Genomic DNA, 26,616 nt, shown 5'->3' with positions numbered 1-26,616 from the left:
TCTTCACGCCTGGACGAGCTTCAGCAGTTCCTGCTCCACGCTGTTCAGGACGTCCTCGCCAAGGCGCAACGCCCTGCTATCGGGGACGGTTGCGTCCGCGGAATCTACCGGAACATAATCCTCCAATTTCTGGTCGTTGAACCGCGCGCACGTCCTGTCCACGATCTCAAGCAGCAGGGGGACATGGTGCTCTTCCAGACTGCTGAACTGTTCCTCGTGTACAAGGAATTCGACGAAGACCTCCATGAGCGCCTGGCTCACCTTTTTTTTGTCGGTGAGATTGAGGTAGACGCGCCGGTAGGTATCGGGGAAGATATTCTGGTACGCTTCCCGGAACCCCTTCGGGACTGTCATGGGACGGCTGTCCAGCTGAAAAATGAGGCTGCCCGACGATTCGAGCTCGATCTGCTTCTCGAGCTTCGGAATCAGGTCGCGGGCCGACTTGGAGTACCTCACGAACTGAATCACGAGCTGTTTGACCCTTTCCAGGAGGAAGGGCGCTTTTCCCGCGGTGTACCGGAAAATATCGTTCATGGCGCCGCAGGCAGCGGAATCGAGACCGAGCGATGCTCCCAGCTTCATGAGATCGTCCATGGACACCGGCTCCTGTCTGATATTCGGGGCGCGGCTGGCGAGCGATACAAATCCAATCATGCGCTCCTTGAAGCTCTCCCAGCTGAATACCCTTGCGTAGAGCCCGCGGAATCCCTGCATCAGTTCGATCCGGGTCATCTGCTTCGGTATGACGTTGGAAATGATGCGGCGGGTGACCTTGTCGGTGATGCTGAATATGTCGATGACCCGCCCCTCTTCGCGCAGCCGCCTCCAGAGCCTGGTGCCGATCGGCGCGTTCAGCATGTGCAGCGAGACCGAAGGAAGATATGCCTTCTGGATAAATTCGAAATGCTGGTCGAAGATGTCCGGGCCGTCGTGGTCTAGGCCGCCGATGAGGGCGCCGCGCACGGACATACCATATGACAGAATCTTGTGCACTTCTTCGACAAGATCGCCCTTCAGATTGTTGTACTTGCCGATCTCTTTGAGGGATTCCTTGTTCGGCGATTCGATCCCGATCAGCATCTCGTAAAAGTTGGCATCGGCCATGAGACCGAGCAGCTCTTCGTCCCTGCTCACATCGATGCTTGCCTGCGTCGCGAACCTCAGCGGCTTTTCAAAAGCATTGTTCATGGCGATCAGTTTCCGCAGAAGCTCTTTCGCATACTGGTGATTGCCGATCAGGTTGTCGTCGGCAAAGTAAACCGTGGACATCCCGAGCCGCTGCAGAACCCGCACCTCGTCGAGAACCCTCTCGACCGATTTGTGCCTCTGCCGGCGGCCGTTCAGGTAAATGACGTCGCAGAATTCACAGTCGTACGGACATCCGCGCGTGGTCTGAACGCTGCCCATCGAGTATTTCTGCGCTTCGGCAGCGATGCTGTCCCATTTGGGCATGGGGCTCAAAGAGATATCCGGCTTCTCGATCTGCCGGTATTCCTGCCGGTAGCCGCCGTTCTTCCAGTCCAGCAGGAACCTCGGCCAGGTCAGTTCGGCCTCGCCGATAAAGAGGATGTCGAAATATTCACGGCACCGGTCCGGGCTGCCTGACACGCCGGGCCCGCCGATCGCAATCAGGGTGCCTTGCCGGCGGAAGAACTCGGCGATATCCCGGGCGCGCAGGATCGTTACACGGGAGCTGGTCACTCCCACGAGATCGTACGCGCATTTCCGAAGTTGCTCGCTCTGCTCGACGGGACCCCGGACGAATTCATCCCAGATGTCCACCCGATATCCTCCAGGCGTGAGCGCTGCGACGGTGGCGAGGCCGAGAGGCATATTGTCCGCCTTGACGTCGATATGCTCCTCGTCGGTCACGCGCAGGGTCTCCATCTCGTATGTGGGGTTCACCAGCAGGATGCTTTTCATGTCTCTTCTCCTTTGTCGGCCTTGGCCTCCGGTGATGAATCGCGGCCAATGGCTGGTTTGCTAGCAGTAATCAGCATGCAAAGATGGACCGGCTCCCTCTCCCGCAGCAGGCGTGCTTCGATTTTCTGCACGAGCTCGTAATCCAGCCGGCCTGCAAGCCTTTCCCGATCAAAATACTTCCTCGCCTGTTTCCGGAATTCTCCATAGCATGGGTCGGTAACGTCCGCAAGCTTCGGTTCCCGGAACCCTGTACCTTCCAGCAGGCTTCGGTACTCGTCCGGAGTTTTCACAGCATCCCGGGAAAGCCCTTTCACAGCCGAGCCGTCTTCTTTTCTTTCCCGCCGGATCGTATCAAAGCAAACAAGGCGGCCGCCCGGTTTTAGGACGCGAAAACTCTCCTGCAGCAGCTTTTTTCGCGACCCCAGCGGATGCTCCCCGTCAACCCATACGACGTAATCGAAGGATTCGGACGGCAGGGCAAGTTTCGGCAGTTTGCTGTAATGAAATGCTGCCTGCGGCGCCTTTTGCCGGCACGCATCAAGGGCTTTCGCGTCGTTGGTGATGCCCGCCACGCTGTCATCGGGGAAATGATCCGCGAGGAAACGCGTGGTAGCACCGGAATCGCAGCCTATGTCCGCGATCGATCCTCTTTTCTCCGGGATAAAAGCGAGTATTTCCCGCATCAGGTTTTCACACGCCGTTTTTGCGTCGTTTATACCGAAACGCCAGAATCCGAAATGACGGAATCCGCTGTCCCCGTAAAACGCGCTGACGGCTCGTTCCAAAAAATGCTCGACAGGCTCTTCCGCATCCGGCTCCCCGTTCCTGCAGAGGGCGTTCCCGTCCCCGTTCTGTCCGGCATGGGGGTGCGATCCCATCCAGATCTCAAGGCCGCCGCGCTGATTTTTCTCGTACGTCCAGCCGGCGACTCTCTTGACGGCCACGTCGGGCGAGAACGGGTTTGCCGCGCCGACGAACAGACCGTAGGGCGACGAAACCATGTTCCTGAATCCTATGTTGAAACAGTTGTCGAATCCGTTCTGGGTCACGGGAATCCAGTGAAAACCGTCGCGGGTGCGCCAAAGATCGCTGCCCCCAAACCTCACCAGCATCCGTTCGATGTTTTCAGGCGTAAAAAAACTGCGCAAAGACTTCGGCAGGTGGTCCTGCCTTCCCGCGTACCGGAGAAACACGGCCCAGACCGCGGTTGCTATATAGAGCCAGCCCTCATGTTCGCACATGGCCCAGATATAACCGGAAAAGGGGTTGCCACAGCCCGGTCCCAGGCCGCTCAGGGGCACCTTCAGTCCCTCCGGCGTCAACCGCGGGTCCCCGATCACAATGTCCCACCTGTCGTCGGGACCAATGCGGATTATTTCGGAAGGGGCCGGCCCGACCTTGTTGCTGAAATCAAAACTGCAGTTCTGGATAGCGCTGCCAACGTACAAATGGCCCTTGAAAGGAATCAGGGTCATGGCAATCTGGTTAAGCTTGCCCCGGTAAGCGCCGCGTTCGAGCACCTTTTCCCATCGAAAGGGCGGCTCGCCTTCGGCATCAGTTTTCCAGACCTGAAATCCCTCGTTCACGTTCAGGGTCCCTATATAAAGATAACCGTTGAACGTCGCCATATGAAAAACAGAAAGATTGTTGCCTCCCCAACGCGGGTCGAACGCAAGTCGCCAATCGCCCCGGGCCGGATCGGAACTGACGTACACAGCCATGTGCCCGGCTATATTCGGCTCCAGCCTGGCCTGGCCCACGACCGGGGACGTAAACAGGCGGCCCTTGAACGAAACAAGACCCCTTAGCCCGCGCGGTTTAGGATCGGGCAGACCGAGGCCTGGCTCGGAAACGATCTCGAAATGCACACCATCGACCGATCTGAGCATGTATGCCGCCGGTGTCTGATGGGTGGCCCAGGTGGGCGCGTAGAGGGCGGGCGCGGAGTCGTTCGGCCCCTGGAATACGGTCATGCAGCGAAAGCCGATGCTGATGGGGACGTCATAACCGTCGATGCCCCGCGCCATGGGGGAGACATAAACTTTTTCCCACGTGTCCAACGGCGGGTAGTAGCGCCATATTTCGGCTCGCAGGTCGTTGTCGAAGTAATTGTTCGGAACTCTAACCGGCCAGATTTCCCCCAGCCTTTCGGGGGCCGTACGGGCGACCTGCTTGGCTCTGTTGGCAAGGTTGGCGCGGGTCGTACCTACGTAAACATGTCCCTGGAACCAGGCCATGGAATGAGGATAGCAATTATAGGGATCGCCGAATCCGCTCGGCGCAATCTTCCGGAAATTTCGTGCGTTCAAACCGGGAGAAACGGGCTCGCGGCTGTCCTCGACGACCGGGGTTTTCGGGCATCCGTTTTCATACTGTGCGTCAGTCTGTATAGCCATTATTCTTTCGAACGACTACTCTGGATCATAGGCAGTGCCTATCTGATCTTCCTGCATCGGTCTTACCTCTTTTTTTGAACGCCCCAGCAATTCGCAGATGACATATTCGTTATCTCTACCCAGTTCGGGACCGCGCCTGGAGATCCTGCCCTCGCTTCCCGACAACGTAAAAGGCATTCCCATGAACAGCATGCCTGAATCTTCCTCGTTCATGAAGTACGCCCGCTCTTTCAAGTGAACGGAATTTCTTATCTCCTCGGCGTCAAGCACGGCGCCCGACGGTATGCCCATGCCCTGAAGAATCTGCATCGCCTGCAGATGAGTATGCCGCCCGGTCCACTCCTCGATCATCACGTCGAGCAGATCGTGGTTCCGGGTCCGCGCCTCCCTCGTGGCGAAACGCGCGTCGCTCTTCCACTCGGGATGCGACGTGACATCACAAAAACTACGCCATTCTTCATCGGTCCTGATGGTGAGTGTGATCCATTTATCATCTCCCAGACTGCGATAGCATCCCTGGGGAGCAAACGTCCGGTGGCGGTTGCCAAGTGGCAGCATCGAAGTGCCGTTCATCGCAAATTCCAGCAGGTGCTCGCCGATCAGCCCGTGGGTTGCCGCTTCGAGCTGAGACAGGTCGATATACTGGCCCTCCCCTGTTTTCTGCCGGTGCACGAGCGCGGTCATGACGGCGCTCGCGCCCGCCAGCCCGTTCGTAACGTCCAGCTCTTTGATTCTGACAGGCTTTCCGTTCTTTTCGTACGCCGTAAGACTCTGGATTCCGCCCACCGATTCGAATACCGCTCCATAGCCGGAGTACGAAGCATAGGGCCCCGTCTTTCCGAAGGCGGCCATGGAAAGCATAATCAGGTCCTTTTTAATCTTGACGGCATCCGTGTAGCCGAACCCCAGTTTTTCCATGACGCCGAACCTCGAATTTTCGATCAGGACGTCAGACACTTTAATCAGATCTCTTAATATATCCCGGTCCTTCTCAACCTTTAAATCGAGCGTTATGGAATATTTGTTCCTGTTGACCTGCAGCCATCCGGGGTGGGCATTGTAGACTGCGGCCTGTTTGCAGGCGCCCCTGAGCAGGCATAATCTCTTCACATATTCGACCTTGATCACTTCAGCGCCGAAATCTCCCAGAAGGCGCGCGCAGTGCGGGCCCGCCCAACTGTGGGATAGATCTATAATGCGGATGCCTTTGAGCGGGGGGCTCTTTTTCATATGACCCCCCCGTCCGCGAGTTGCTGCATCTCCTCGGGAGAGCACCCGAGAACCCCTCCGTATACATCCGCGTTATGCTCTCCAAGGAGAGGGGCACTGGCCGTTTGCCAGGGAGTTTCGGACATCTTGAAAGGCGCGCCGCAGTATTGGTGTTTGCCGGCGACCGGATGATCTACTTCCTCGAAAAACCCTCTTTCCCGGTGCTGCGGAGAGCCAAGGACTTCGTCGATGCCGGCAACATACCCGAAGGCAAGATTGCGCGCCTGTCCTTCATGAAAAAGCTCCCTTTTCCCGCGTGCTTTCACGCAAGGCTTAAGTATCTCCTCGTACTCCTCGCGAAGAGCCATCCGGTCTCTGAGTCCGGCATACTTTTTTCCGAATAAGCGGGGATCTTCGAACAAGTCGGCGCTCCGGTGCCAGTGGCGATAGGGCATCGAGATTACGGTGGCATATCCATCCCTGCACTCGTACGTTCCCCAGGGAACAAACAGGTGTCCGCCCCTTTTACCATTTTTCTTCTGCTGCAGCTGATAGGACAACGTTATTTCTATATGCTCAAGGCCGCTTTCCTGGGTAGACACGTCCACCTGCTGCCCTTCTCCGCGGGAGCCGCGCTGAAACAGGGCCATGAGCGTAGCAATATAAGCATGCTGGCCCGCCGTATACTGGTAAAGGGCCGGGCCTGCCGCGAGCGGGGCTTTTTGCGGGTCCCCCGTCATATACATTCCGCCGCTCAGGGCATTGAGCTCGATTTCTTCAGCATTGTAATTACTGTAGGGCCCCGTCAGACCAAAAGGAGAAATAGACGTCATGATAAGTCCCGGATGCGTCTTTCGAAGAACTTCGTAATTTAATCCGCGGCTGCTCGTGATGCCGGGTGAAACATCCTCAACAATCACGTCGGCAACTTCGGACAGACGCTTCAGCAGTTCCACGCCTTTTTCCGTTTCGAAGTTCAGCGTGACACTTTTTTTGCCCGTATTGAACCAGAGAAAAGGAATGCTCGTTTCCAAGCCTTCCTCGTTCCTGCAGAAGGGCCCGAGAGCCCGCATTCTGTCGCCTGTCCCGGGCCGCTCCACTTTTATCACGTCGGCGCCGAAACCCGACAGAAGTTTCGTGCAATACGACCCTGCAATGCCCTGGCTCAGGTCGATTATCCTGAGACCGGATAATGCCCTCTTTGTCATTCTTTACTTCCCACAGCCGTCGAGGGGATGGTTCTTGAAAAAATCCCACATGAGATCGGACGCGTTGATATTGCGGTCTATATTCCCCAGTTTGCCCAGCCCCAGCGCTTCCACATTCGGCATCACCCTGCCTCCCGGCCAGGTGTGACCACCGGTCTCCAGGGTCCAAAGAACGACTTCGGTGCCGCACTGGCACGGCCCCCAGCGTTTCATTTCGGTCTGTCCGACTCTCTTGGTCGCTGACGGTTCAGGCGGGCACTTGTCGAATTCCACCCATGACTTTACGGTCTCATTCACCGGCTGTATGACCGCCGACAGCGCGGCTGCACCCGGAGGACGTCCGCCATTATAGGGAGAGATGGGGTCTTCCTTGCCGGAAAACTGCATTACGGGCATCGGCCGCGAGGGGACCGGATCGAATTCATCCTTCGGCGGACGGTTTCCCGCGATTGTTGAGATCGCGGCGATGCGGTCCGAAAGTCTTTTTGCCAGCCGGTAAGTGAACTGGGCCCCGTTCGAATAACCGGCCGCGTAGATCCGTTTCTTGTCAATATTGAGCCGTTTCGCAAGGTCGTCGAGCACGGCCATCACGAAGCCGACATCGTCCACCTTGCTGAATTTTCCGTCCTTATCGGGCCTGCCGTCGTTCCAGAGGAGCAAGCGGCTCTTCGTGAACCACTTTGACGGGTGACCGCCGGGATAGACCGCGATGAACCCTCCTTCGTCGGAGGTTTTGTCCATTCCGGATTCATATCGTACCGCGCCGGGATCGCCGCCGCCGCCGTGAAATACCAGTACTGCGGGTGTCGGTTTTGACTTGTCGTACAAAGCAGGTACATGAAGTTCGTAGTAACGGGCGCTCCCTTCGAATTTAATTTCCCGTCCGTAGTCTCCGGGGTGGTTAAACCCGGTTCCGTCTGATTCCTTCTGCATTTCGACGGGAGTCCGCACGTCCCTGCCCCGTTCGGAACGCCGCACCTCAGCACGCAGAAAGGCGGGAGAAAGCAGAATCGTAAGGAACAAAAACATAAACATCGTTATCTTCATCGTAATTTCACCTCTTGTAGTGAATTTAAAAACTGACTGACTATGTCGAAGAATAGTTTCGGCTGCGTCAATGGGAAAAAATGTCCCTTCCCCGGCACAATCACGGTCTTACAGTGCGGAAGGTGCTCCATCAATCCCCGCATAGATTGCAGGGTCGGAGAATGTTCTCCATACAACGCCAGCGTGGGGACCTGGATCATCGACAACTTTTCTACGGTCAGGCCAGCCAGCGATGTCAAATCCTTTTTGGCGGTCGTTGTCTTCATGAGTTTGAGCCAGCGGTCGGCGGATTTATTTCCGCCACTCCACCCGCCGAAGGGAATGAATAGCTGGCTTCCCTTCAGCTTGTCTCTCGCTTGCTGCCACTCTGTCGATGCAAGCTGCTCAAGAAGCCAGAGGCCGGCTTCGGCCTCCTCTTCGCGGACAGAGAGTCCTATTTCCTTGAGCTTCATGGTCGCCGTTTCCCAGTGCGGCCAATCCGTTGCATAGTTGTTCGATTGAAACGCGCGAACCCGGGAATCGGCAATGGTCAGGCTGCTCACCCGCTCGGGATGGATGGCGGCATAGTGGAGCGCTACAAGTCCGCCGAGGCTGTGCCCGATAAGGTGGGCGTGCGAGATATCGTGATGCCGGAGCAGGTCGTGAAGGTCTTCCGCCATATCACCGGAAGTATACCCTTCCGGCGGCATCTCGCTGTATCCATGCCCTCTCTGGTCGTATATGGTCACCCGGTGACTCTTCGCAAATGAGAGAAGCACGTCGAGCCTCCAGAAGGCGTGGTTCGCAGCGAGCCCGTGAATCAGGACGACGTCCTCTCCTTCCCCTACGCTCCAGCAATTCAGGACTATACCATTACATTTTATCTTTTTCATAGACATGGCAGTATTATTCCATATATCCAAGCGCCTTGAGCTGTTCGAAGATCTCCTTCTTTTCTTCTTCCCCCATAGGCGCGGCCGCTTTCCCGTCGCCGTTGACACACACGGTGGGCTTCCCGGTCTTACAGGGATGCGCGTCCAGGTAAGCGTGTTCGAACACGTGAGACGGCATTAGGCCTTCAAAATCTCCGGGAATGTCGAGACCGAGGCTAAATAAGAGGCCTGGCGCCACATCTGCGATCGACATCTGCGAGGCGGTTTCTCCGGCACGGATACCGGGGCCTTTGGCCAGGAATATACCCTTGGGATAGTGCGTGCCGTCGACGTCGGGACGCCGGTACACCACGGGCTCTTTGTTCAGAATGGATATAAAACTATGATCGCGCATCACGAGCGTGAGATCGGGCGCCTGCGCGTTGCAGCTTCCCGGATAGGCCTCTTCTCTGGTCATGACACGTTTGATAATGCGCTCATTCGTCCCGGGATCGCGCACATCGAGCAATTCCTCGATCAGGCGGGAGCGAAATGCAGCATACTGTTCCGCGGGCACGCCGCTTTGGCCGGGAGACTTTGCAACGCGGATATAAATGCCGTTCGATGTGACGGAGCGCGCATAAGCCGTCGTTTTGTCCCAGTCCAGCAGGACGAAATGGTGGTCTATCACTTTTTGCGCTTTTTCCTTGCCCTCCCGGTCCAGGCCGTTCAGATCCTTCCAGGTGAGATAGCCCTTGTTGCTAAGCCAGGTGTTTACCCGGAACACCTCCCAGGTCGGACCGAATCCATGATCGGAAGCGATCAAGGTCCTGGCATCGGGGCCCGCAATTTCAACCAGTTCCTTGATGAACCCGTCCAGTTCCCTGAAGAATCCCAGACAGAGATCGCGCATCTTCAAGTCCCACGCCGACGGTTTTTCGGGAAATACCTTCGGGTCCAGGAAGCGGTAACCCATGTGCATGAGTTTGTCCGGCCCGTCAAAAAGAATGGCGGTCAGGTCGCAGGGCTCGGTCCGCATTATATGCCGTGTTATATCAAACCACAATCTTTCCCGCCGCATATGAAACTGCACCCAGCGCTCGTACTCTTCTTTGGGGATGCCCCGTTCCGCTTTTTTTTCCAGGTCGAAATCCCAGGCCAGTTCCTTGGAATTGAAACCCGGCAGTTGTTTGAGCTTGTCATAGAGGTCGGACGGATGAACATTGCGGCGCAGATGCTTCCACGATACCAGCCCGGGCACGATGCATCCCGCTACGGCCGGGGGCGGCGACATCATGGGGAAATTGAGCGAACACACCCGTTTGTTCTGCCTGCTCGCAATGGACCATATGGTTTCGCATTGGATATCGCGAAAGTTGTAAAGCGTGAAGTAATGGTCGCTCTTCCGTTCCTCCGCCCAAATGAAATCGAAGACCCCGTGATTGCCGGGGGTGCGCCCGGTCATTAATGAAATCCACGCCGGCGGGGTGAGCGGATTCGGGGTCGACAAGAGGTCGGCGCGCGTCCCGCCCTTCACGAATTCTTTGAGGAACGGCATGGTGCCGTTCTCCATGAGCGGATCCAGGACCGTGAAGGTGGCCCCATCAAGACCGATGAATAATGTCGAAGTCATAAAAAAATCTCCTTAATGGGAATTGAGATGGCCATGGAGAAACGACACCGTATCGCGCACCGTGATCTCGTCAACGTACCTTCCGTCCGCCATCAGAAGTTCCTCGAACGGAAAATCCCGGCGTTTGAAATGCTCCTGGATGGCAACCACGAGTTGGACGATGTCGATCGATTCAAACCCGAGTTCCTCGATCAATTTCGTGTCGGCGCCGATATCGCCTGAATAAAAAAGGTCCCAGTCGGCCGTCATCTCCTTCAGAATGCCGGTAAGTCCGGATTGAATCGTTTCCGCGCTTATTGCGCCTGCCGCTTGATGTTCGTTCATGTTCACCTCGCTTGATATGTCGATATTGCAACGATCAAATCACCCTCGCGGAAAGTATTTGCATCCAGTTGCCTGCCGTTCCCGGCCGGGAGGTGCGACATCATTTTTCCCGCTGCGTCCACCCTGAGCGTGCCCGTCTTTTGTTCGACGGCCCGTATGGTCATGTTCCTGGGATTTCCCATAAGCCCCTTGCCGAGCGCCTTGGCCGCAGCCTCCTTAGCACACCAGAAACGAAGCAGCCACTCGTGATCGCCGGAAGGGGTAATGCCTCGCAGGATCTCTTTTTCCTCCTCCGTAAAGGCGACATCGTCGAAACCTGTATCCAGGTGCCGGAGCAGTTCCACGTCAATGCCGAGCCCGGAACCGGAGCCGCCCGCCGCCGCTATGGCAATGCCGTTGGTGTGGGAAATAGACAGCGGCGGCTGTATCCCCTTTTCCCCCCGAATGCTTTCGACAAACGGCCTGCCGTTCGCGTCAACGCCGATTTCAACGTCGGCCGGGCAGATCCCGATTTTTCCCTGTTTCCTGAGAAGCAGTCTGACCGCGTCCTTGGCCGCCACACGGCCGAGGAGCCATTCCATGACGCGCTGGTCCGTCCCTTTGATGCCGGACCACGCGGCCCGCTCTTTTTTGCTCAGTACCAGATGAGCGAGAACACGGAGCCAGATCATATCGTGCGCGGTCAGAAATTCCGTGGGCATGTCGAGGATCGCGCAGGACAAGCCGGAGAAACCTGCACCTTCGGGAACCGGAAACTCCCTGCTCATCATTCCTTTTGCCGGAGAGCTGCGAAGGGAAAAAAACTCGTCGGGCAGGTCGAATCTCCGGTCCCACCACCCGTTCATGCTCGCCCTGATCCGTCCATCCGGCCCCACGATATCAATATCCGACCTTACCAGGGTATCCTCGATCAGCTCTATCCTGGCCCTGCACTCCGCCGATTCGCCCACTTCCAGCGCCGGGCCGAAAAGATGGAGCGCCTCCAGTCTGAAGGGGAATATGTGATACGCCTTTCTCAGGTGGTCCGAGGTCCAGTAAGCAATCACCTGCCCCGCCGCGTCGAGCACGATCGGGTCGCATAGAAATGCGACGGCCGGGCGCGAGGCGAAAAGACCGTTCGTGGGCATGCCCTTCAGTACCGCCGTCGTGCCGTTCTCGCCCCAGAGTTCCATAGCAGCGACCCCCTGGAGAGACGGACCGTGGAACATGAAGCCGTCGTACAGACCGGCCCCGGACCACTTCGACGGCCGGCTGTCCTTAAGGACGTGGGGCGCCGCCTCGGGTGGTGCGGAATAGGCGTCGTTGAACACCATAATCCCTTCGATGATCGGCATTCGCGGCCTGCCGCTGCGGACATCCGCGTCTTCGGCCTCCCGAACCTGCACCTCGACTTCGCCCGGCGCTCCGGCCCTGGTCTTTGCGGTGATCTTCAAGACGCGGGCGGCATTATCCAGACCGATCCAGCGATATGCGCGGACCTCCCTCATGCCGACCAGTTTTTTCCCCGGCATCAGAACAGCGGCGCCCTCCGCCAGGATCTCCATGCTGAAGGTAAGAGGCATGACGGGAAGCGCGGCGAGATGCGGGTCCGTTTCCGAGACTTTTCCGCCTATGGCGTGATCCAGCAGGAAACGGTCTTCGTCGATAGTGACCCTGCACAAAACCACCGCTTCTTTCCCGGCTTCAAGCGAAACGATCTCCCTGACAAAGGGAAGCTTCCGGGAGGAAGCGTCTATACCCGCTGCCGAAATCCCGGTACGCTTTTCCCGAGCGCTGCACCGGACTTCGCTCCCGATTTTTTCCGGCAGAATTAAGGTGTTGCCGCCCCTGCTTCCGAGGAAGGTCTGGAAGACCTCCTGCTGGGCCTGCAAAAACTGCTCCATGGTCTTCAGATGGTTCATCATGATGAGCGATCTGGCGTCCGGCGCAACGGCACGGGCAGTATCTCTTGCTGCCGTCGGCCGTGACAGCCCGGGCCTTCTTTCCTCGGCGGTCTGCGATGCAGGCCGTCTCAGCTGGTCGGCGTCCTTCAGGCCGAGCCGCGGCAGTGTCAGCTCTACCTTCGCCGCCACTCGCAGCTTTTTTCGCTTTACCGATCCTTCCCCGGTCACTGCGGAAAAAAGATCGACCGGCGAACGATATTGATACAGCAGCGCGGGATCAAAGGGTACATGGTGCGCCGCAAGCATGCCGAGCAGGTGATTGAGCTGCGAGATTCCGGATTTCCGGTGCAGGTTGCTGGGCACGGCAAGATGCGGTCTTTTTTGCAGAATGTCATCGACGAACGCGGTCAGATTGCCCCTCGGCCCCACCTCGACAAAAACGCGTACCCCGTCGTTGTACATCGCGTCGATGGTCTCGGTAAAGCGCACTCGCCTAGCCCACTGGGATGTCGCAAGTTCCCGTATGGCGGCGGGATCGCCGGGATAGGGAGCCGCGGTCACGCACGAATACGTTCTGATCGCGGGGGCGTGCACGTCCATTCCCTTGAAATAATCGAGGAGCGGCCCGCAGATCGCCTCGAACAGCGGGGTGTGATAGGCGCGGCCGAACGGAAAACGTTCGGCCAGCGATCCGTTCTTTCTGAGCCATTTCTCGACGATCTTTATGGCGCTGTCCGATCCGCACAGGACAACCTGGTTCGGGCAGTTGTCCATGGCGATATAGAGCGGTTCGGAACTCCGAGCGATGAGCGCATCGATGTCTTCTCTCTTTACCGCTCCGGCGGACAGCAGCACTCCTTCGGCAACGCCGCCCTCTTTCGCGAACTTCTCATAAACCCTGTTCACCCCGAGTACAAATTCGATGAACCCTTCGCTGCTTTCAATCTTTATCATCCCCGACGCAAGCAGCGCGTTGTACTCGCCGGTGCTGTGGCCGAGCAATACGTCCGGCTTGATCTTGAGGCAGGACAGGAGCGCGAGCAACGCCTGGTTTGCGGCAAATACCGCCTCCGCCGCGCTGTCCATGGCCCAGAGGTCGCGTTTGCCATTCTTTCCGGCCAGGGGCGGAGGAAAGATCGTATCGCTCGGGAGATAACCCCTCTCGTGCCGCGCGAACGCGCGGTCGAGCAGATCGAAAGCGGTTCGCACCTCCGGGAAATGGATGCAGAGGTCGGCGAGCATCGTCGGATACTGCGATCCCTCGCCGGGAAAAAGGAACGCGGTCTTACCATCCCTGCCCAAGGGCTTCTCGAAGAAATAAATGCCCTGCCTGTCCCGGATCCGGGAGCAGGATGGGTCCCCGAGGGCCTTTGCGGCATACTCGATTTTTTTCGACAGGTCTTCGGCGGATTTTGCCACGATCGCGAGACGCGATTCCGACATCTGCCAATCCTTGTTCAGGGAATAAGCGAGATCCTTCAAATTGACTTCCGGGTTCGCCTTTACAAAGTCCGCTGTCCGGCCCATGGCCTTGATCAGATCGTCCCGTGTAGTCCCCTGGAAAAGCAGAAACTCCGTGTCCCATTTCTGATGCAGGTGGCCGGCAACGACCTCTCGTGCGCCGGTGTATTCCTCGAGCACCGCGTGAGCATTGATCCCGCCGAAGCCGAATGCGTTCACGCCCGCCCTGCGGGGAACGCCTTCCGTGCCGTGTATCCACGGCCGCGTCTCGGTGTTGATATAAAACGGCGAGCCGTCCAGTTCGAGGGCCGGATTCGGCTTTGAACAGTTCAGGGTCGGCGGCAGCACCTTGTGGTAAAGGGCAAGAGCGGTCTTTATGAGGCCGGCCATTCCCGAAGCCGGTATAAGGTGCCCTATCATGGACTTTACCGTGCCTACGGCGCACGTTGGACGTCCCGGCGCGCTCGGGCCGAAAACGCTCTTCAGGGCCTGGAATTCGGTGAGGTCGCCCACGGTCGTAGCAGTTCCGTGGGCTTCGACCAGCCCGATAGTTGAAGGTGATATACCTGCCGTCTCGTAAGCGCGTCGGATCGCCAATGCCTCCCCTTCGAGACGCGGTGTCAGCAGTCCCAGTTTACGTCCGTCGCTGGCGATGCCAACGGACTTGAGGACCGCGTAAATCCTGTTCCCGTCCCGCTCGGCGTCGCTCCTTCTCTTGAGCGTCACAAACCCCAGGCCCTCGCCCAGCATCGTTCCGTCGGCGGACTCGTCGAATGGACTCATTTTCTGCTTCCTTGACAATGCGTTGATCTGGCAGAAGATCATGAGAATAGGTGGAGGGATGGAAGCATTCACTCCTCCCACAAGCGCAAGGTCGCATTTCCCGGCCTGGAGGTCGCGCATCCCGTGCTCGACAGCAACCAGGGAAGAAGCGCATGCCGCGTCGACCAGGTAGTTGGCTCCCATGAAGTTCAGCCTGTTCGCAATCCGGCCCGCCAACACATTGGGTACGAGGCTGGACACCGTCTCCGCGTTGAATGGCGGGAGGCTTTCCTTCAGGCGTTTTTTTATTTTTTGCAGCTCATCGTCCGTATATTCCGGGTGAAGCTCTTTCAGAATCTCGAGCGTCTGGTCGATCGCTACCCCGTGCTGAAAGGTGTTGATCACTCCCCGGTTGATGTACGTCCCCCTGCCGACGATCACTTCCGTCCGTTCGGCGTCGATCATGTCCTCGCGGTATCCCGCGTCGTCGAGGGCTTCCTTTGCAACCCTGAGCGAAATGAGATGGTCCGGCTCGCCGCCGTCGACGGACGATGGCATGATCCCGAATTCGAGGGGATCGAAGCGGGCCAGTTCACCGAGGTATCCGCCCTTCTTGCAGTAAATGCGGTCGTTCGTCCGGGACGCCGGATCAAAAAAACGCGCGGCTTCCCAATCCTCCGGGGGATCGCTGATCGCGTCCACTTTGGACAGGATATTCTGCCAGTATTCCCCGACCGTGCCCGCACCGGGGAAAATGCAGGACATCCCTATGATCGCTATTTCATCCACGGCCCGTTCCCTATAACGATCTCGGCAATTCCCTTTTGCCCGTACTTCAACTCGTCAAGCAGCATCCGGCACCCTATTGCAGGCGGAATCAACTGGATGCCGCGTTCCGCGAACTGTATTTCCAGCGCCGGGCTGACCATACCGATTTTTCTCCACGGCCCCCAGTTGATTGCCACGACGCGGCCGCTCCACTGCATGTCGAAGTAGATCGCAAGTTTGTTCACGATTTCGTTGGCCGCTGCGTAGTCCGATTGCCCCCGGTTCCCGAAACAACCCGCCACCGACGTGAAGAAGACGATGAATTTCAATGACTCGGCCCTGATCGCGCGGCTCAGGATAAAAGCGCTTTCCGTCTTCGTGTCGAAGACGCGGTCGAACGAATCAGGCTGTTTGTCTTCGAGAAGCTTGTCCTCCACGATCCCGGCGCCGTGGACGATCCCGTCCAGACGCCCGAAGGTCTGGTAGATTTTCGTTATCAGGTTGCTGAATCGTTCTTCATCCCGTACGTCGACCTGAAAGTAATGCACGGTCGAGCCCGTCTCTCGAAGCGTCTCAAGGTTTCTCAGGATTTCCCGGTCCTTCATCAGGCGGGCATATGCCGCTTCGATCTCGGCGGGCGTTGCTTTTTTCCCCGACGCCTCCACCCGGCGTATGAGCACCTCTTTTATATCCCGCGGCGCGGTCAGCCCGGCCGTGTCCCGCGATTCATCAGCCGGGAGAGCCGATCTTCCCGCGAGAAGCAGCGTCGGTTTATAGTTTACCGCGATTTCCTGTGCAACTTCCGACGTAATACCCGAAGCGCCGCCGGTGATCAGGATGACCCAGTCTTTTTTGATCTGCATCCGATCGTCTAATTTTTCCGGCAGCGGCGCGGCCACGGACCGGTACGTCATGCGCTCGTCGCCGCGGTACAGCACTTCCACGGCGCCTTCCCGCACAGTCATCTCCTGCAGCAGCCAATCACTCAAAACAGCAGCCGGCGCGGACGCGTCGAGATGAACTGTCCTGCATAAGACTTCCGGCCATTCCTGGGCCAGGGTCTTGAGCATGCCCGCCAGTCCGGCGTGGCCCGCGGACGAGGTGCCATTCTCTTTCGGGTATCCGGCCAAAGCCGTGGCCGCCATGATCCAGGCCCCCTGCTTTTTCCCCGCATACCTGAGGTCCGGGCCGAGGGTCTTTGCCAGGTAAAAGAAGCTCTTGACATCATTCTTCAGGCCGGCCTTCCATTCCTTCAGGCTCAGTGCGCCCAGAGCCGACGATGTGCCGAGAGGTGCCGCGTGGATGAGACCGACGACCCGTCCGAATTCGCGGCGGACGGATTCTACTGCTTCCCGGACCGCGGACGGGTCGGTCAGATCCGCAGTCATTGACTGTCCGTCGTCTTTCCACTCTCCGCCCGCTTGCCGCAGGACGATTGCACGGCCTCCCGCTTTTTTTATCTCTCCCGCCAGAACTCCGGCCACACCGCGGCTGTCCCCGGTCACTATGAATACACCATCGGCGGGAACATTCAGTGTCTGTTTCGAAGCGGGGGTCGGAACCATTTCCAGAATGCATCTCGGAACGAATTCGTTGCCGCGTTCATCCGGCATTGAATAACTCGGCTCACCGTTATTCGGCGCAACGACTGTACGCGTGTTGCATTGGACCCGGTCTGCAACTGCCGCCTGTGATGCTTTTTCCAGGATCGTCCTGAAGGTCTTGAGCCTGGTGAGTTCTTCCATGACCGGCTGCAGCTTCTCCTGCTCGGCCTGCGGCAGGCTCTTGATGAACGCGCCCATGATTTCGACGCGCTTGATCGAATCGATCCCCAGGTCCGCTTCTATATCGAGGTCGAGGTCCAGCATCTCCGCGGGATAACCGGTCTTCTCCCCGGCAACCCGGAGCAGTTCTTTCTCGAGATTGCCGTTCGCTGCAGCGCTCCCGGCAGACCCGCCGTTTCCCGGGGCTGCGGCAGCCACAGGTTCCTTTACCGATGGAGAAAAAGATCCGTGCACATCCGGCGACTGAACCAGACGGGGGATGAATTCCGGAGCCTTGGATCTTGCCGCGGCAGACTGCAGAAGCGTCTGATCTCCGTTGTCAGGTTGAATGGCAGTCAGACCCGGGGCTGGCGCGGGAAGGGCCGTCGACGCGCCCTGGAGATAGGCCATCATCACGCTCTTCTGCGTTTCAAGAAAACGCGTCATCAGCTCCTGGTACTGGCGCATCACCATTTCGTCAGCGCCGCCCGCGGAAAGTTGATCGCTGAACGCTGCATTCGCTGCGGGTATAGTCGACGTATTCGTTTGCACTTCAGAATTCTGTGGCAGTGCTTGAGAGGATTCTTTCATGGGCATGTGTCGTAATGCCTCCTTTTGCATTCCGCGGCCAAGCCGTCTCTCGCGCAGCCTATAGATCCCATCGTACGTTCTTTCCTCCCGCTTTTTCATCTGCGTCGACGGCTGCCTGACTCCCGCTCCATTGACCAGCCAGGTTGTGGCGGAATATTCTTCCCTGCCTTCGGCCTCAAGGTCATTGAGAGCAAGGTGTCGGGTAGCACGGCCCCGGAAGAGCGGTCCAATGGTCAGGGGCACGCGATTAACGGCAAGCTGTCCGAGTGTTTTCAGCAGCTGGGCAAGAGGGGGCTGCCCCTGGGCGTCGGTCGCCACTGCCAGGAACGTCCTGTTGTCAAGGATCTGTTTCGCCAGGTTGGTGAGAACGCTTCCGGGTCCCACTTCGATGAAGGTCCGCGCGCCTCTCTCGTACATTGCCTCTATCTCGCGGACAAATTCGACGGGCTTTACCATATGCTCGGAAAGACAAGCTCGGATTTCCTGAACGGAGGAGCCGTGAGGCGCCGCCGATGTATTGGAAAAAACCTCGATGGCAGGGGAAGATAATTCGACGGTTTCCAGATAATTCGAGAAGAGTTCTTTTGCCGGGGCGACTGCCGGTGAATGAAACGCACCTGAAACAGGCAGAAGCTGAGCGTGGATCTGCCGGTCTTTCAGAACGGAGATCGCCTTCTCGACTGCGGCCTTTTCCCCGGAGATAACGGTCTGGCGGGGAGAGTTGATGTTTGCGATCACAACGCCCTGAATGGCCGCGATAATATCTTTCAACTGTGCGGCGTTTGCCTTCACCGCGGCCATGGCGCCCAGGTCGCTCCCCTTTGCGGCCTCGATGATGAAACGACCCCGCGCTTCCGAAAGGGTGTACAGTGTGTCCTCGCCAAAGACGCCGGCTGCGGACAGGGCCGGATACTCACCGTAACTATGACCGGCTGTCATATCGGGCCGCAAAGACATTTTTTTGAGGAGGTTCAGCATCCCGCGGCTTGCCGCAGCGAGCGCGGGCTGCGCGACGTTCGTCTCCGCCAGGTTTTTTCTCTGCTCTGCTTCGTGCTCGGAACTGAAGCGCGGAGGGGGGAACACAAGGCTGCTCAGCTTCCCGGGGAACCGTTCCTTCAGCGCCGCATTTGCCCGTTCAAAGGCGTCGAGCACCTCGGGGAAAAGTACCGAGACTTCCTTGAGCATGTTCGGATACTGGGAACCCTGGCCGGGGAAAAGGAATGCTATTTTACCCGGACCGACGGACGGTCCGCTGGAATAGAAAATCCCCTTCTGGTCGGAAACAGCGGCGCAGTTGACGTCATTCAGGGACCGGGCAACGGCTGAGAGTTTCTCTTTCAGGTCATCGGGAGATGAAGCCACAATCGCAAGACGCGATGTATCGCTACCTCTCTTTTTTGTCTTTTCCCTGAACAGCTCCCACAGGGTGAAGGCGATGTCGCGCAGGAGAGGGCGGGCTCCCGCAGCGAGGGCCTGTTCGAGGGATTGCACCGCGGCAATGATCTCGTCTTTCGATTGTCCCTCCCAGAGAAAAAGCTCTGCGGGCCAGGCGTCGGCGGCAGACCGGTCGGATTCGATCCGGCCTTTATACTGTTCGAGAACAGCATGGAAGTTGGTTCCTCCGAAACCGAACGCGCTTACGCCAGCACGGCGCACGCTGCTGCCATCCCCGACCCAGGGGCGGACTTCAGTATTGATATAAAGAGGCCCGTTCAGAAAATCGAGCTTGGGATTTGGCTTGTCGACTCCCATCGTCGGGGGGAGCACCTTGTGGTAGAGAGAGAGGGCTGCTTTGATAACTCCGGCAAGCCCCGCAGCCCCTTTGGTATGACCGATCATCGATTTTACCGATCCAATCGCGCAGTTCTGCGGAGCCGCTCCGCTCTCCTGAAGCAACCGCGTTGCCGATTCAGCCTCCACGAGGTCGCCGACGACCGTGCCCGTTCCGTGGGCCTCAAAAAGCTCAACCGTTGCCGGCGAGAATCCGGCCTTGTCATAGGCCCTCTTCATGGCCAGCATCTGTCCTTCGACCCGGGGAGCGGTCATGCCCATGCCGCGTCCGTCGCTGGAACCGGCGACGGATTTCAGCACCGCGTAAATGCGGTCCCCGTCCCGTTCCGCGTCTTCAAGTCGTTTCAGTATCAGGAAAGCAAGTCCCTCACTGATTACCGTCCCGTCCGCCTTTTCATCAAATACTTTGCATTTGCCCGTCGGGGAAAGAGCGTTGGTCTTACTGAAGCAGGTGTACGTGAATGGGCTCTGGCAGGCGTCCACTCCTCCGACGATCACCATATCACTGCTTCCGGTCTCCAATTCCCTTGATGCATCGTAGAGCGCGGCAAGGGACGAGGCGCAGGCAGCGTCGATCGTATAGTTGACCCCCCCGAGGTTAAAACGGTTGGCAACGCGTCCGGCCAGAACGTTCATCAGGATGCCCGGGAAGGTGTCTTCGGTCCATTCTTTGAACCGGTTCATGACCTCGTCGGAATCTATCTCGAAGACCATCGGCAGCGTGGAACGCATGACGTACTTCTGGCCCAACTCCCCGATGCCGGCCCCGGTCCCGATTATGACCGACGTCCGGTCGCGGGTAAATTCTTTCCCCTCGTAACCCGCGTCCCGCAATGCAGCGCCGACCATCTCGAGGGTCATCAAATGCACCGGCTCGATGGCATTAAGCGAGCTGGGTGGAATCCCGTATTTAGTCGGGTCGAAGGGCATGTCGTCGAGAAAGCCGCCCCAGCGAGCATATATCTTGTCGCGGGCTTTTTTGTCCTTGTCAAAGTAGGCCTTCCAGTCCCACCGATTTGAAGGTATTTCACTGATCGCCTCGACCTTGCGGAGCACATTTTCCCAGTACTCGCGGAGGTTCTTCGCTTTCGGAAAGCAGCAGGACATGCCGACAATCGCGACATCGACGGATTTCCGGTCCCGATTTACAGGGATCGCTTCTGGTTCTTCAAGGGTTTGCAATCGCTGCACCGCTTCGCCGGTTGTCGCCCGGTGCAGTTCCCGGATCGTGAATACTTCGTCCCGGAGCGCTGCGAGCTGACCGATAAGATAAAGACCTTCTGCCTTCTGCTGGTCATCGTTCACGCTGATGAGATAGTTCTCGCCTGTCCCCTTCCCGTAGGCCGGATTCACAATAAGGCCCTTTGCAGCAACGCGCGATCTTCCGACAACAAGCTTTTCAAGGCCGGACCGCATTTGTTCCTGCGGCTGTTTTTCGTCGGCGAGCTGTTTCTTTTTCTCCGCGAACACTCCGGCAAACGGGGTATCGCAGCAGCGCAGGGCATGACCATGGCTGGTTTCAAGCACCCGGGTCCCGGAACAGCGGAGGGCGTTCTTCTGGTACCCGCTCGCGATGGCCGCCGTCTCGGTGATCTCTTTGGTAAAAAGGTAGGCAGTTCCCATCTGGATGCCGACCTTTGCCCCGGACCTGGCAAGCGGCGCGGCCATTGCAGCAACGGCCGCAGCGGACACTGAATCGTGAATACCGCCGGCAAAGAGGAGATGGAATTCCCCGGGCGTGCGGCCTTCCTTGAATTTGTCCAGCAGGTTTTCGATCATGGTCTCCCATAGCACGTAGCCGGACCTGGGCCCTATGTGCCCGCCGCATTCATTCCCTTCGAAAATGAACCGCCGCACTCCGGCGTCGATAAACATTTCCAGAATGGCGGGAGACGGGACATGGACGTAGGTCCGCATCCCTTTTGATTCGAGCAATGCGACCTGGTTCGGGAGTCCGCCGGCAACAACGGCGAATTTCGGAGAAAAAGGCTCAATTGCTTTCAACTGTGCGTTGAAATGTTCGCTCTCGATGAACCCGAGCAGCCCGACTCCCCAGGGACGATCCCCGAAAAGACCGCTGACCTCGCCCAGCAAAAAAGAGATTTCCTGTGGCCGCATTTGAGAGATGGCCACGAAAGGCAGGGCGCCGGCATCGGCGACTTTTGCCAGGAAGGCGGCGTTGTCGCTTACGCGCGCCATCGGACCCTGCACGATCGGATACGCCGTCGCATGGGACTTGGCCAGCGGTGATCCCTCCTGAAGAATGCCCGCTATTTTTGCCGCTCGGACATGGTCGCGAACGGATTCTGCGAGTGCTTTCAAAAGAGCGCCGACGGATCCATACTTTTTTGCGAACAGCGCCGCAAACGCGGCATCCTGCCCGATCGGCCAGACTGCCTCGGCGGTCTCATTCCATGAAATACGGCCGCGGGACGAGAAACGCAGGGCGGTAACGGATTCCTGTTCCATGACGTCACGATCAACAGAAGAAGCTACCTTCTGAACCTGGTGAGGTGCGGCTCCGGGACGCTTATAGAGTCGAAAGAAGGAATCTTTATCTCCGATGCACACCGTCTCGGTACCGTCCATTCGGGTGATAACTCGCTTGACGCTTTCAGGCAAGGAAGACTCCCGCAACAGGGAAAGCTGGAAGTCAAGCACTACGCCGTTGGCGCCAGCACTGTAACAGGCAGCCGCCGTATGCAGACCGATCCCACCCTGAACCCAGACCGGCAGGGTCAGAGCCTTGACGATCTGCTGCATGAGTACGAAGGCCGTCTTTTCCCCGACAAACCCTCCCGCTTCATTACCCTTTACGAGCAGCCCGTCCACGCCTGCTTCTGAACCAGCCATTGCTTGCGCAAGAGAGGTCACCTCGAGGACCACCGAGCGGTTGTTCGCACAGCACGTCTCGATACAGGCGCGCAGGCCCTCCGTTTTTGCGGTCGTCAGGACTACAACCGACACATTGTCGGGTATGTTTACGGATATCGCCCTTATAAGCCGGTCATCGTCCGCGTTCAATTTAATGCCGATGCTTTTTCCGGCATGACGCGACATTTTCCGTATGGCTTCAAGAGCGACCACCGGGTCTTCAACGAACTCAAGATCCAGTATCCCGAGGTGCCCGGCCCTGCTCGCGGCAATCGCGACGGACGGATCAGCCGTTCCCGGGGGGGTAAGGGCGATGATTTGAAAGGTTCTACTTTTTCCACTGTCCGGGTTCATTTGAATCACCATGGTTATGGCAATAAGATCGGGAATCAGTTCCCGTTCATATACCGGCATACAGCCGGTGCAATTTCTTCGATTTTCATGATGTCTGAGTAAGCTTCTTCCGAACTGAAGAAGTGAGCGTCATCGTGCGTATGCATCCCCGTGAAGTGGCTCCTGCCGAACAGAGCCGTTTTGTTGAAGGCGCCCTTCAGATCGAAACCGTAGTGCGGAAGAGCATAGAGATCGGGGCCTTTCCCCGCGTACGGTCCCCTGAATATCTCCTCCTTGAAGTAAACCTCTTTTACGACAGGATCACCTTCGTAGGACAGGGCCAGCAGTTTCTGCTTCAGCTCCCGGCGCATCTGCTCGTACCCCCCCGTAGCCACACAACCCTTCGGATACTTTCCCTGAAGATGTATATATATCCTGGAGGGATCAAGACAGAATGCAGCGGATGTCCCGGTAATGCTCTCGATCCCCTTTTCCTTGTCCGCGATTTCAAGATAACCTTCCTGCATCAGCCATCGGTTGAGATACACCTCGGTTTTTATCGGGGTGAAGCCATGGTCGGAGCAGGTGATGAAAAGAGCGTTCTCTTGTTTTGCCTTCCTGTATATCTCTCCGAGAAATTCATCCATCTGCTTGTAGAAATGAATGAATTCACGGTGGAATTTCCCCTGTTCCACTGCGCTGTCGTAGAAAAAGTGGTGGAGCCTGTCGGTCTCCGTTATCGTGCCCACGAATATCTGCCATTTTTCGTTATCGAAAAAATGGTTGATGGCTTGCCGCCTTTTCTCGAAAGTCTTGTCCAGATCATTAAAGAATGCCGGAATATCATTCTTCGCGAGTGTCGAATTGACGTCGATTTTATACCCGATTTCGCTCAGATATTTGTATGCGCTGTCCGGATAAGTGGCCTTTTTCAGGTCAAGCGCTACAAATCCGCTGGTCATCACGCCGTTCAGCGGTCGAGCAGGATATGTCTGGGGTACATTTAGAACGACCGAAGGGACGCCCGTATCTTCCCAGAACGGGGCAGACTTGACATCGTTGTAATTGGGAAAATATATATCATAAGTTCCGTCTTTAAGCTCAAAAAACCCGAAGATGCCGTGTTCTCCCGGATTTTTCCCCGTCATAAACGAAGCCCACGCGACAGAGGACACTTCGGGCAAAGACGTCTCCATTTTCCGGAAAAAACCATTGCTTATTATTTCCCGGAATTGAGGCATTATTCCCTGACTGGTAAACAGGTCCACGAGGCTATACGGAACACCGTCCAGGCCGATAATCACAACCTTTTTCTTCATTCTCTGACTCTTAGCCTTTCACCGGGGCTACATATAGCCCAGTTCCCTCAACTGGCCCATGATCGCTTCCTTGTCCTGTCCCCTGCCGCCGCGTTCCGTCGTATTTTCGAGGTCCTGTTCCCATGCGGGAATGTCCGAGAATTTTTTTGTTGAGCATCGGGCGCCGAGTGAACGGTAACCCTGGTAATACAGGCTGCAGAACGGTATTTTTTTCTTCTGGATGTTGGTCCAGATATCCCTCTCACTGAAGTGGAGGATAGGATGAATTCTCGTATGTTCAGGGTTTGCTCTCGGGCTGAAATACGTTTCTTCCACCCTGGCATCCTGTTCGTCCCATCGAATCGCCGTCGCAAGGGCTCGAATACCGTTATTTTCGATAAAGAGCTTCATCGGTACGGTTTTCATAAGATGGTTCCCCACAAAGGATTCGGGCTCAAAAGAAAATTCTTCATCGCTGAATTTTAATGTAGCCAATTCCTTTTTGTTCCGCTCATTGAGGTCCTTCGTTTTTATGACATCGCCGAGCTTCTTGGCCCTGCTCGCTACATCCGTATTTTTATTGACGATGACGTTCACGTTCCATTCTGATTTAAGCTTGTTCACAACGGCCCATATCTCGTCAAACACGTCTCCTTCATCGATAAACATGCATTTGGGAAGAGGCAGAGACATCTCACGGCATACCTCTCTGAACAGCCAGAGCATCGTGGTGCTATCCTTCCCTCCGGTCCATGCGACGGCTACATTCTCATGGCCGAATCGGTCGAGCGCTTCCCGGATAATCTTTTTGGATTGTTCGATATTCTGATCAAGACTCATGTTTTTGAGGACGCTTTTCTCCCGGATATCCATATACCCCTCCTTAATACTTCAACCCTGTAAAGCTGATAATGATTACGAACGCATTCGAATCAAATTGATAATGACCGGCGCCCCCACTTCAAAAGAAACAACTTTCAAAGGCATCGGAAGTTTAATCCGGACGGAGACATTGTATATTTGAATTCGTTGACAGACAAAGCCGAAAAGCATACAGGACTGCACTGAGAATCGAACCCAAGTCTGCGCTGAGTCCATCCGGATGCGATTTTACTACCAAAATATTCCTATAATGGTAAACAGGCATTACACATGTCATCAACAGGTAATAAGCGCGATAATTTACCCTAACTTGACAATAAAGTAAATACCCATTTTGATAAATAATATATACCCATTTAATTCCCCTTTTTTACCCTTTTTGTTATCCCGTATCTCATTTGTCTTAAATAGGTGAAAGGTAGCGGTTTAGGAGGGAAGACCTGTCGCATAAACTGGCGCGCGCGGCGTACTACACCATGCGAGATAACGTGCCATGTATGCCGAAGAAGATATTCACAAAATGAAATGACATAGGCTGGCTTGGCTGGAGAATCTTCCTTAGGGTTTGGTAATTCGTCCCACCCCGTTATCAGTGTCTTTTCCGCCCGTACCGCAAGTCCCGCCTTGGCGGGATTAATAACCATAAAACTTGTACAAACACGTGGACACGTCTCAGGAACCGAAGTTTTTCTGGTCCGCCAAAAGGCGGACAGGGTTTTCACCAATAACCTTAATCCTGATGGGTGATCCCGCCATGGAGAGACAATGGCAAGTAATGAAGATAACGAAAAAGCCTGGGTCGAGAAACATTCTGTTTCTCGACCCAGGATGGCTACGGACACTGAAAAAATACCCTTTATCTGGTTTACCCTCTCGGGTGGTGCCTCATCCTCTTTCTGAAAAATGCCAAGCCGACCAGGCCGGAGACAAGCAACAGCATCGACGAGGGTTCAGGAACCGGCTTGATGCCTTTGGTGACCTCGAGGGCGAGGGTCACGCCCTGCTTGCTCTCAAAACCTATCAGATAAGTTGCAGGATCCGTCAAGCTCGGGAATGTCGCACTCAAGTCTAAATCACCATTTAGTATTGACTGTGTATATATCTGGTCGCCAAGAATGGAGAAGAAAAAGCCTATGTCCTTTCCCAACGGGGTGAACATCGATTGAACTCCCGGAGCGTCGAGGTCATATACAACACCGGTGTTGAAATTAATACTGGCATACTGTAGATTATCCGCCATGGTCTCGTCGCCTGAGTCGAAAATGGTTATGCGGTTTGCCGCGGTGTTCACATCAGTGCCCTGGAAGTAGAATCCGAACGCAGAACCGGTTGAAATGCTACCGAAATCGTAGAGTTCGAGATTCAGCACTGACTGCTCAGGGACAAAGAGTTCCGTACCGTTGTCATTTCCAAATCCGCTGATTGGAGATGGACCGCCGATGATACTCGCAGTAGCGCTGCCGGCCATCACCAAAACGGCCATTAGTATTCCTGCGATAGACACCAATATTTTTTTCATTTTATCCTCCTAATAAGGTAACTAAATCAGTTTAGTTACATTATAACATAGCATTTTACATGCCATTTTTAAAACTATTTGTTTTTAAATGTAATTTTAA

Annotated in this window: 13 protein-coding genes; all 13 read right to left on the bottom strand. The window is 56.3% G+C overall.

Annotated elements, in window-relative coordinates:
• Positions 1-3 precede the first annotated feature (3 nt).
• Positions 4-1,923 carry a B12-binding domain-containing radical SAM protein gene (locus M0R70_09435; protein MCK9419586.1) on the bottom strand — a complete coding sequence of 640 codons (1,920 nt, stop codon included), beginning with the start codon at positions 1,921-1,923 and terminating at the stop codon, positions 4-6.
• Positions 1,920-4,319, bottom strand: a complete 2,400-nt coding sequence (locus M0R70_09430) for a methyltransferase domain-containing protein (protein ID MCK9419585.1) — start codon at positions 4,317-4,319, stop codon at positions 1,920-1,922. The genes M0R70_09435 and M0R70_09430 overlap by 4 nt, the downstream gene beginning before the upstream one ends.
• Before the next feature lie 15 nt (positions 4,320-4,334).
• Positions 4,335-5,549, bottom strand: a complete 1,215-nt coding sequence (locus M0R70_09425; GenBank protein MCK9419584.1) for a CoA transferase — start codon at positions 5,547-5,549, stop codon at positions 4,335-4,337.
• Complete coding sequence (locus tag M0R70_09420) at positions 5,546-6,736, bottom strand: CoA transferase (protein MCK9419583.1); 1,191 nt, start codon at positions 6,734-6,736, stop codon at positions 5,546-5,548. The genes M0R70_09425 and M0R70_09420 overlap by 4 nt, the downstream gene beginning before the upstream one ends.
• A 3-nt stretch (positions 6,737-6,739) precedes the next feature.
• Positions 6,740-7,783, bottom strand: coding sequence for a hypothetical protein (locus M0R70_09415; GenBank protein MCK9419582.1), 1,044 nt, complete (start codon positions 7,781-7,783; stop codon positions 6,740-6,742).
• The gene (locus M0R70_09410; protein MCK9419581.1) at positions 7,780-8,655 is read right to left on the bottom strand and encodes an alpha/beta hydrolase; all 876 of its coding nucleotides are present in this window, start codon (positions 8,653-8,655) and stop codon (positions 7,780-7,782) included. The genes M0R70_09415 and M0R70_09410 overlap by 4 nt, the downstream gene beginning before the upstream one ends.
• Before the next feature lie 13 nt (positions 8,656-8,668).
• Positions 8,669-10,267: an alkaline phosphatase family protein gene (locus M0R70_09405; GenBank protein MCK9419580.1), complete on the bottom strand. Its 1,599-nt coding sequence runs from the start codon at positions 10,265-10,267 to the stop codon at positions 8,669-8,671.
• A 12-nt stretch (positions 10,268-10,279) separates the two neighbouring features.
• The gene (locus M0R70_09400; protein ID MCK9419579.1) at positions 10,280-10,591 is read right to left on the bottom strand and encodes an acyl carrier protein; all 312 of its coding nucleotides are present in this window, start codon (positions 10,589-10,591) and stop codon (positions 10,280-10,282) included.
• A 2-nt stretch (positions 10,592-10,593) separates the two neighbouring features.
• Positions 10,594-15,486, bottom strand: a complete 4,893-nt coding sequence (locus tag M0R70_09395) for a polyketide synthase dehydratase domain-containing protein (GenBank protein ID MCK9419578.1) — start codon at positions 15,484-15,486, stop codon at positions 10,594-10,596.
• Complete coding sequence (locus M0R70_09390; protein MCK9419577.1) at positions 15,474-22,898, bottom strand: SDR family NAD(P)-dependent oxidoreductase; 7,425 nt, start codon at positions 22,896-22,898, stop codon at positions 15,474-15,476. Before M0R70_09390 ends, M0R70_09395 begins: the two co-directional genes overlap by 13 nt.
• Entirely contained in the window at positions 22,874-24,136 is a 1,263-nt protein-coding gene (locus M0R70_09385) for an alkaline phosphatase family protein (GenBank protein ID MCK9419576.1), read from the bottom strand. Before M0R70_09385 ends, M0R70_09390 begins: the two co-directional genes overlap by 25 nt.
• Positions 24,137-24,163: 27 nt before the next feature.
• A complete protein-coding gene (locus tag M0R70_09380; GenBank protein ID MCK9419575.1) occupies positions 24,164-24,988 on the bottom strand; it encodes a phosphoadenosine phosphosulfate reductase family protein in 825 nt (274 codons plus the stop codon).
• Between the two features lie 874 nt (positions 24,989-25,862).
• Positions 25,863-26,516, bottom strand: coding sequence for a PEP-CTERM sorting domain-containing protein (locus M0R70_09375; GenBank protein MCK9419574.1), 654 nt, complete (start codon positions 26,514-26,516; stop codon positions 25,863-25,865).
• Positions 26,517-26,616: the final 100 nt, after the last annotated feature.

The sequence above is a fragment of the Nitrospirota bacterium genome, from assembly GCA_023229435.1.
Lineage (GTDB): Bacteria > Nitrospirota > UBA9217 > UBA9217 > UBA9217 > JALNZF01.
This window is presented reverse-complemented; position numbering and strand designations above follow the sequence as displayed.

Excerpts from the sequence above, each read along its gene's own strand:
- M0R70_09435 (MCK9419586.1), bottom strand. The coding sequence starts at position 1,923 with ATGAAAAGCATCCTGCTGGTGAACCCCACATACGAGATGGAGACCCTG.
- M0R70_09430 (MCK9419585.1), bottom strand. The coding sequence starts at position 4,319 with ATGGCTATACAGACTGACGCACAGTATGAAAACGGATGCCCGAAAACC.
- M0R70_09425 (MCK9419584.1), bottom strand. The coding sequence starts at position 5,549 with ATGAAAAAGAGCCCCCCGCTCAAAGGCATCCGCATTATAGATCTATCC.
- M0R70_09420 (MCK9419583.1), bottom strand. The coding sequence starts at position 6,736 with ATGACAAAGAGGGCATTATCCGGTCTCAGGATAATCGACCTGAGCCAG.
- M0R70_09415 (MCK9419582.1), bottom strand. The coding sequence starts at position 7,783 with ATGAAGATAACGATGTTTATGTTTTTGTTCCTTACGATTCTGCTTTCT.
- M0R70_09410 (MCK9419581.1), bottom strand. The coding sequence starts at position 8,655 with ATGAAAAAGATAAAATGTAATGGTATAGTCCTGAATTGCTGGAGCGTA.
- M0R70_09405 (MCK9419580.1), bottom strand. The coding sequence starts at position 10,267 with ATGACTTCGACATTATTCATCGGTCTTGATGGGGCCACCTTCACGGTC.
- M0R70_09400 (MCK9419579.1), bottom strand. The coding sequence starts at position 10,591 with ATGAACGAACATCAAGCGGCAGGCGCAATAAGCGCGGAAACGATTCAA.
- M0R70_09390 (MCK9419577.1), bottom strand. The coding sequence starts at position 22,898 with ATGCCGGTATATGAACGGGAACTGATTCCCGATCTTATTGCCATAACC.
- M0R70_09385 (MCK9419576.1), bottom strand. The coding sequence starts at position 24,136 with ATGAAGAAAAAGGTTGTGATTATCGGCCTGGACGGTGTTCCGTATAGC.
- M0R70_09380 (MCK9419575.1), bottom strand. The coding sequence starts at position 24,988 with ATGGATATCCGGGAGAAAAGCGTCCTCAAAAACATGAGTCTTGATCAG.
- M0R70_09375 (MCK9419574.1), bottom strand. The coding sequence starts at position 26,516 with ATGAAAAAAATATTGGTGTCTATCGCAGGAATACTAATGGCCGTTTTG.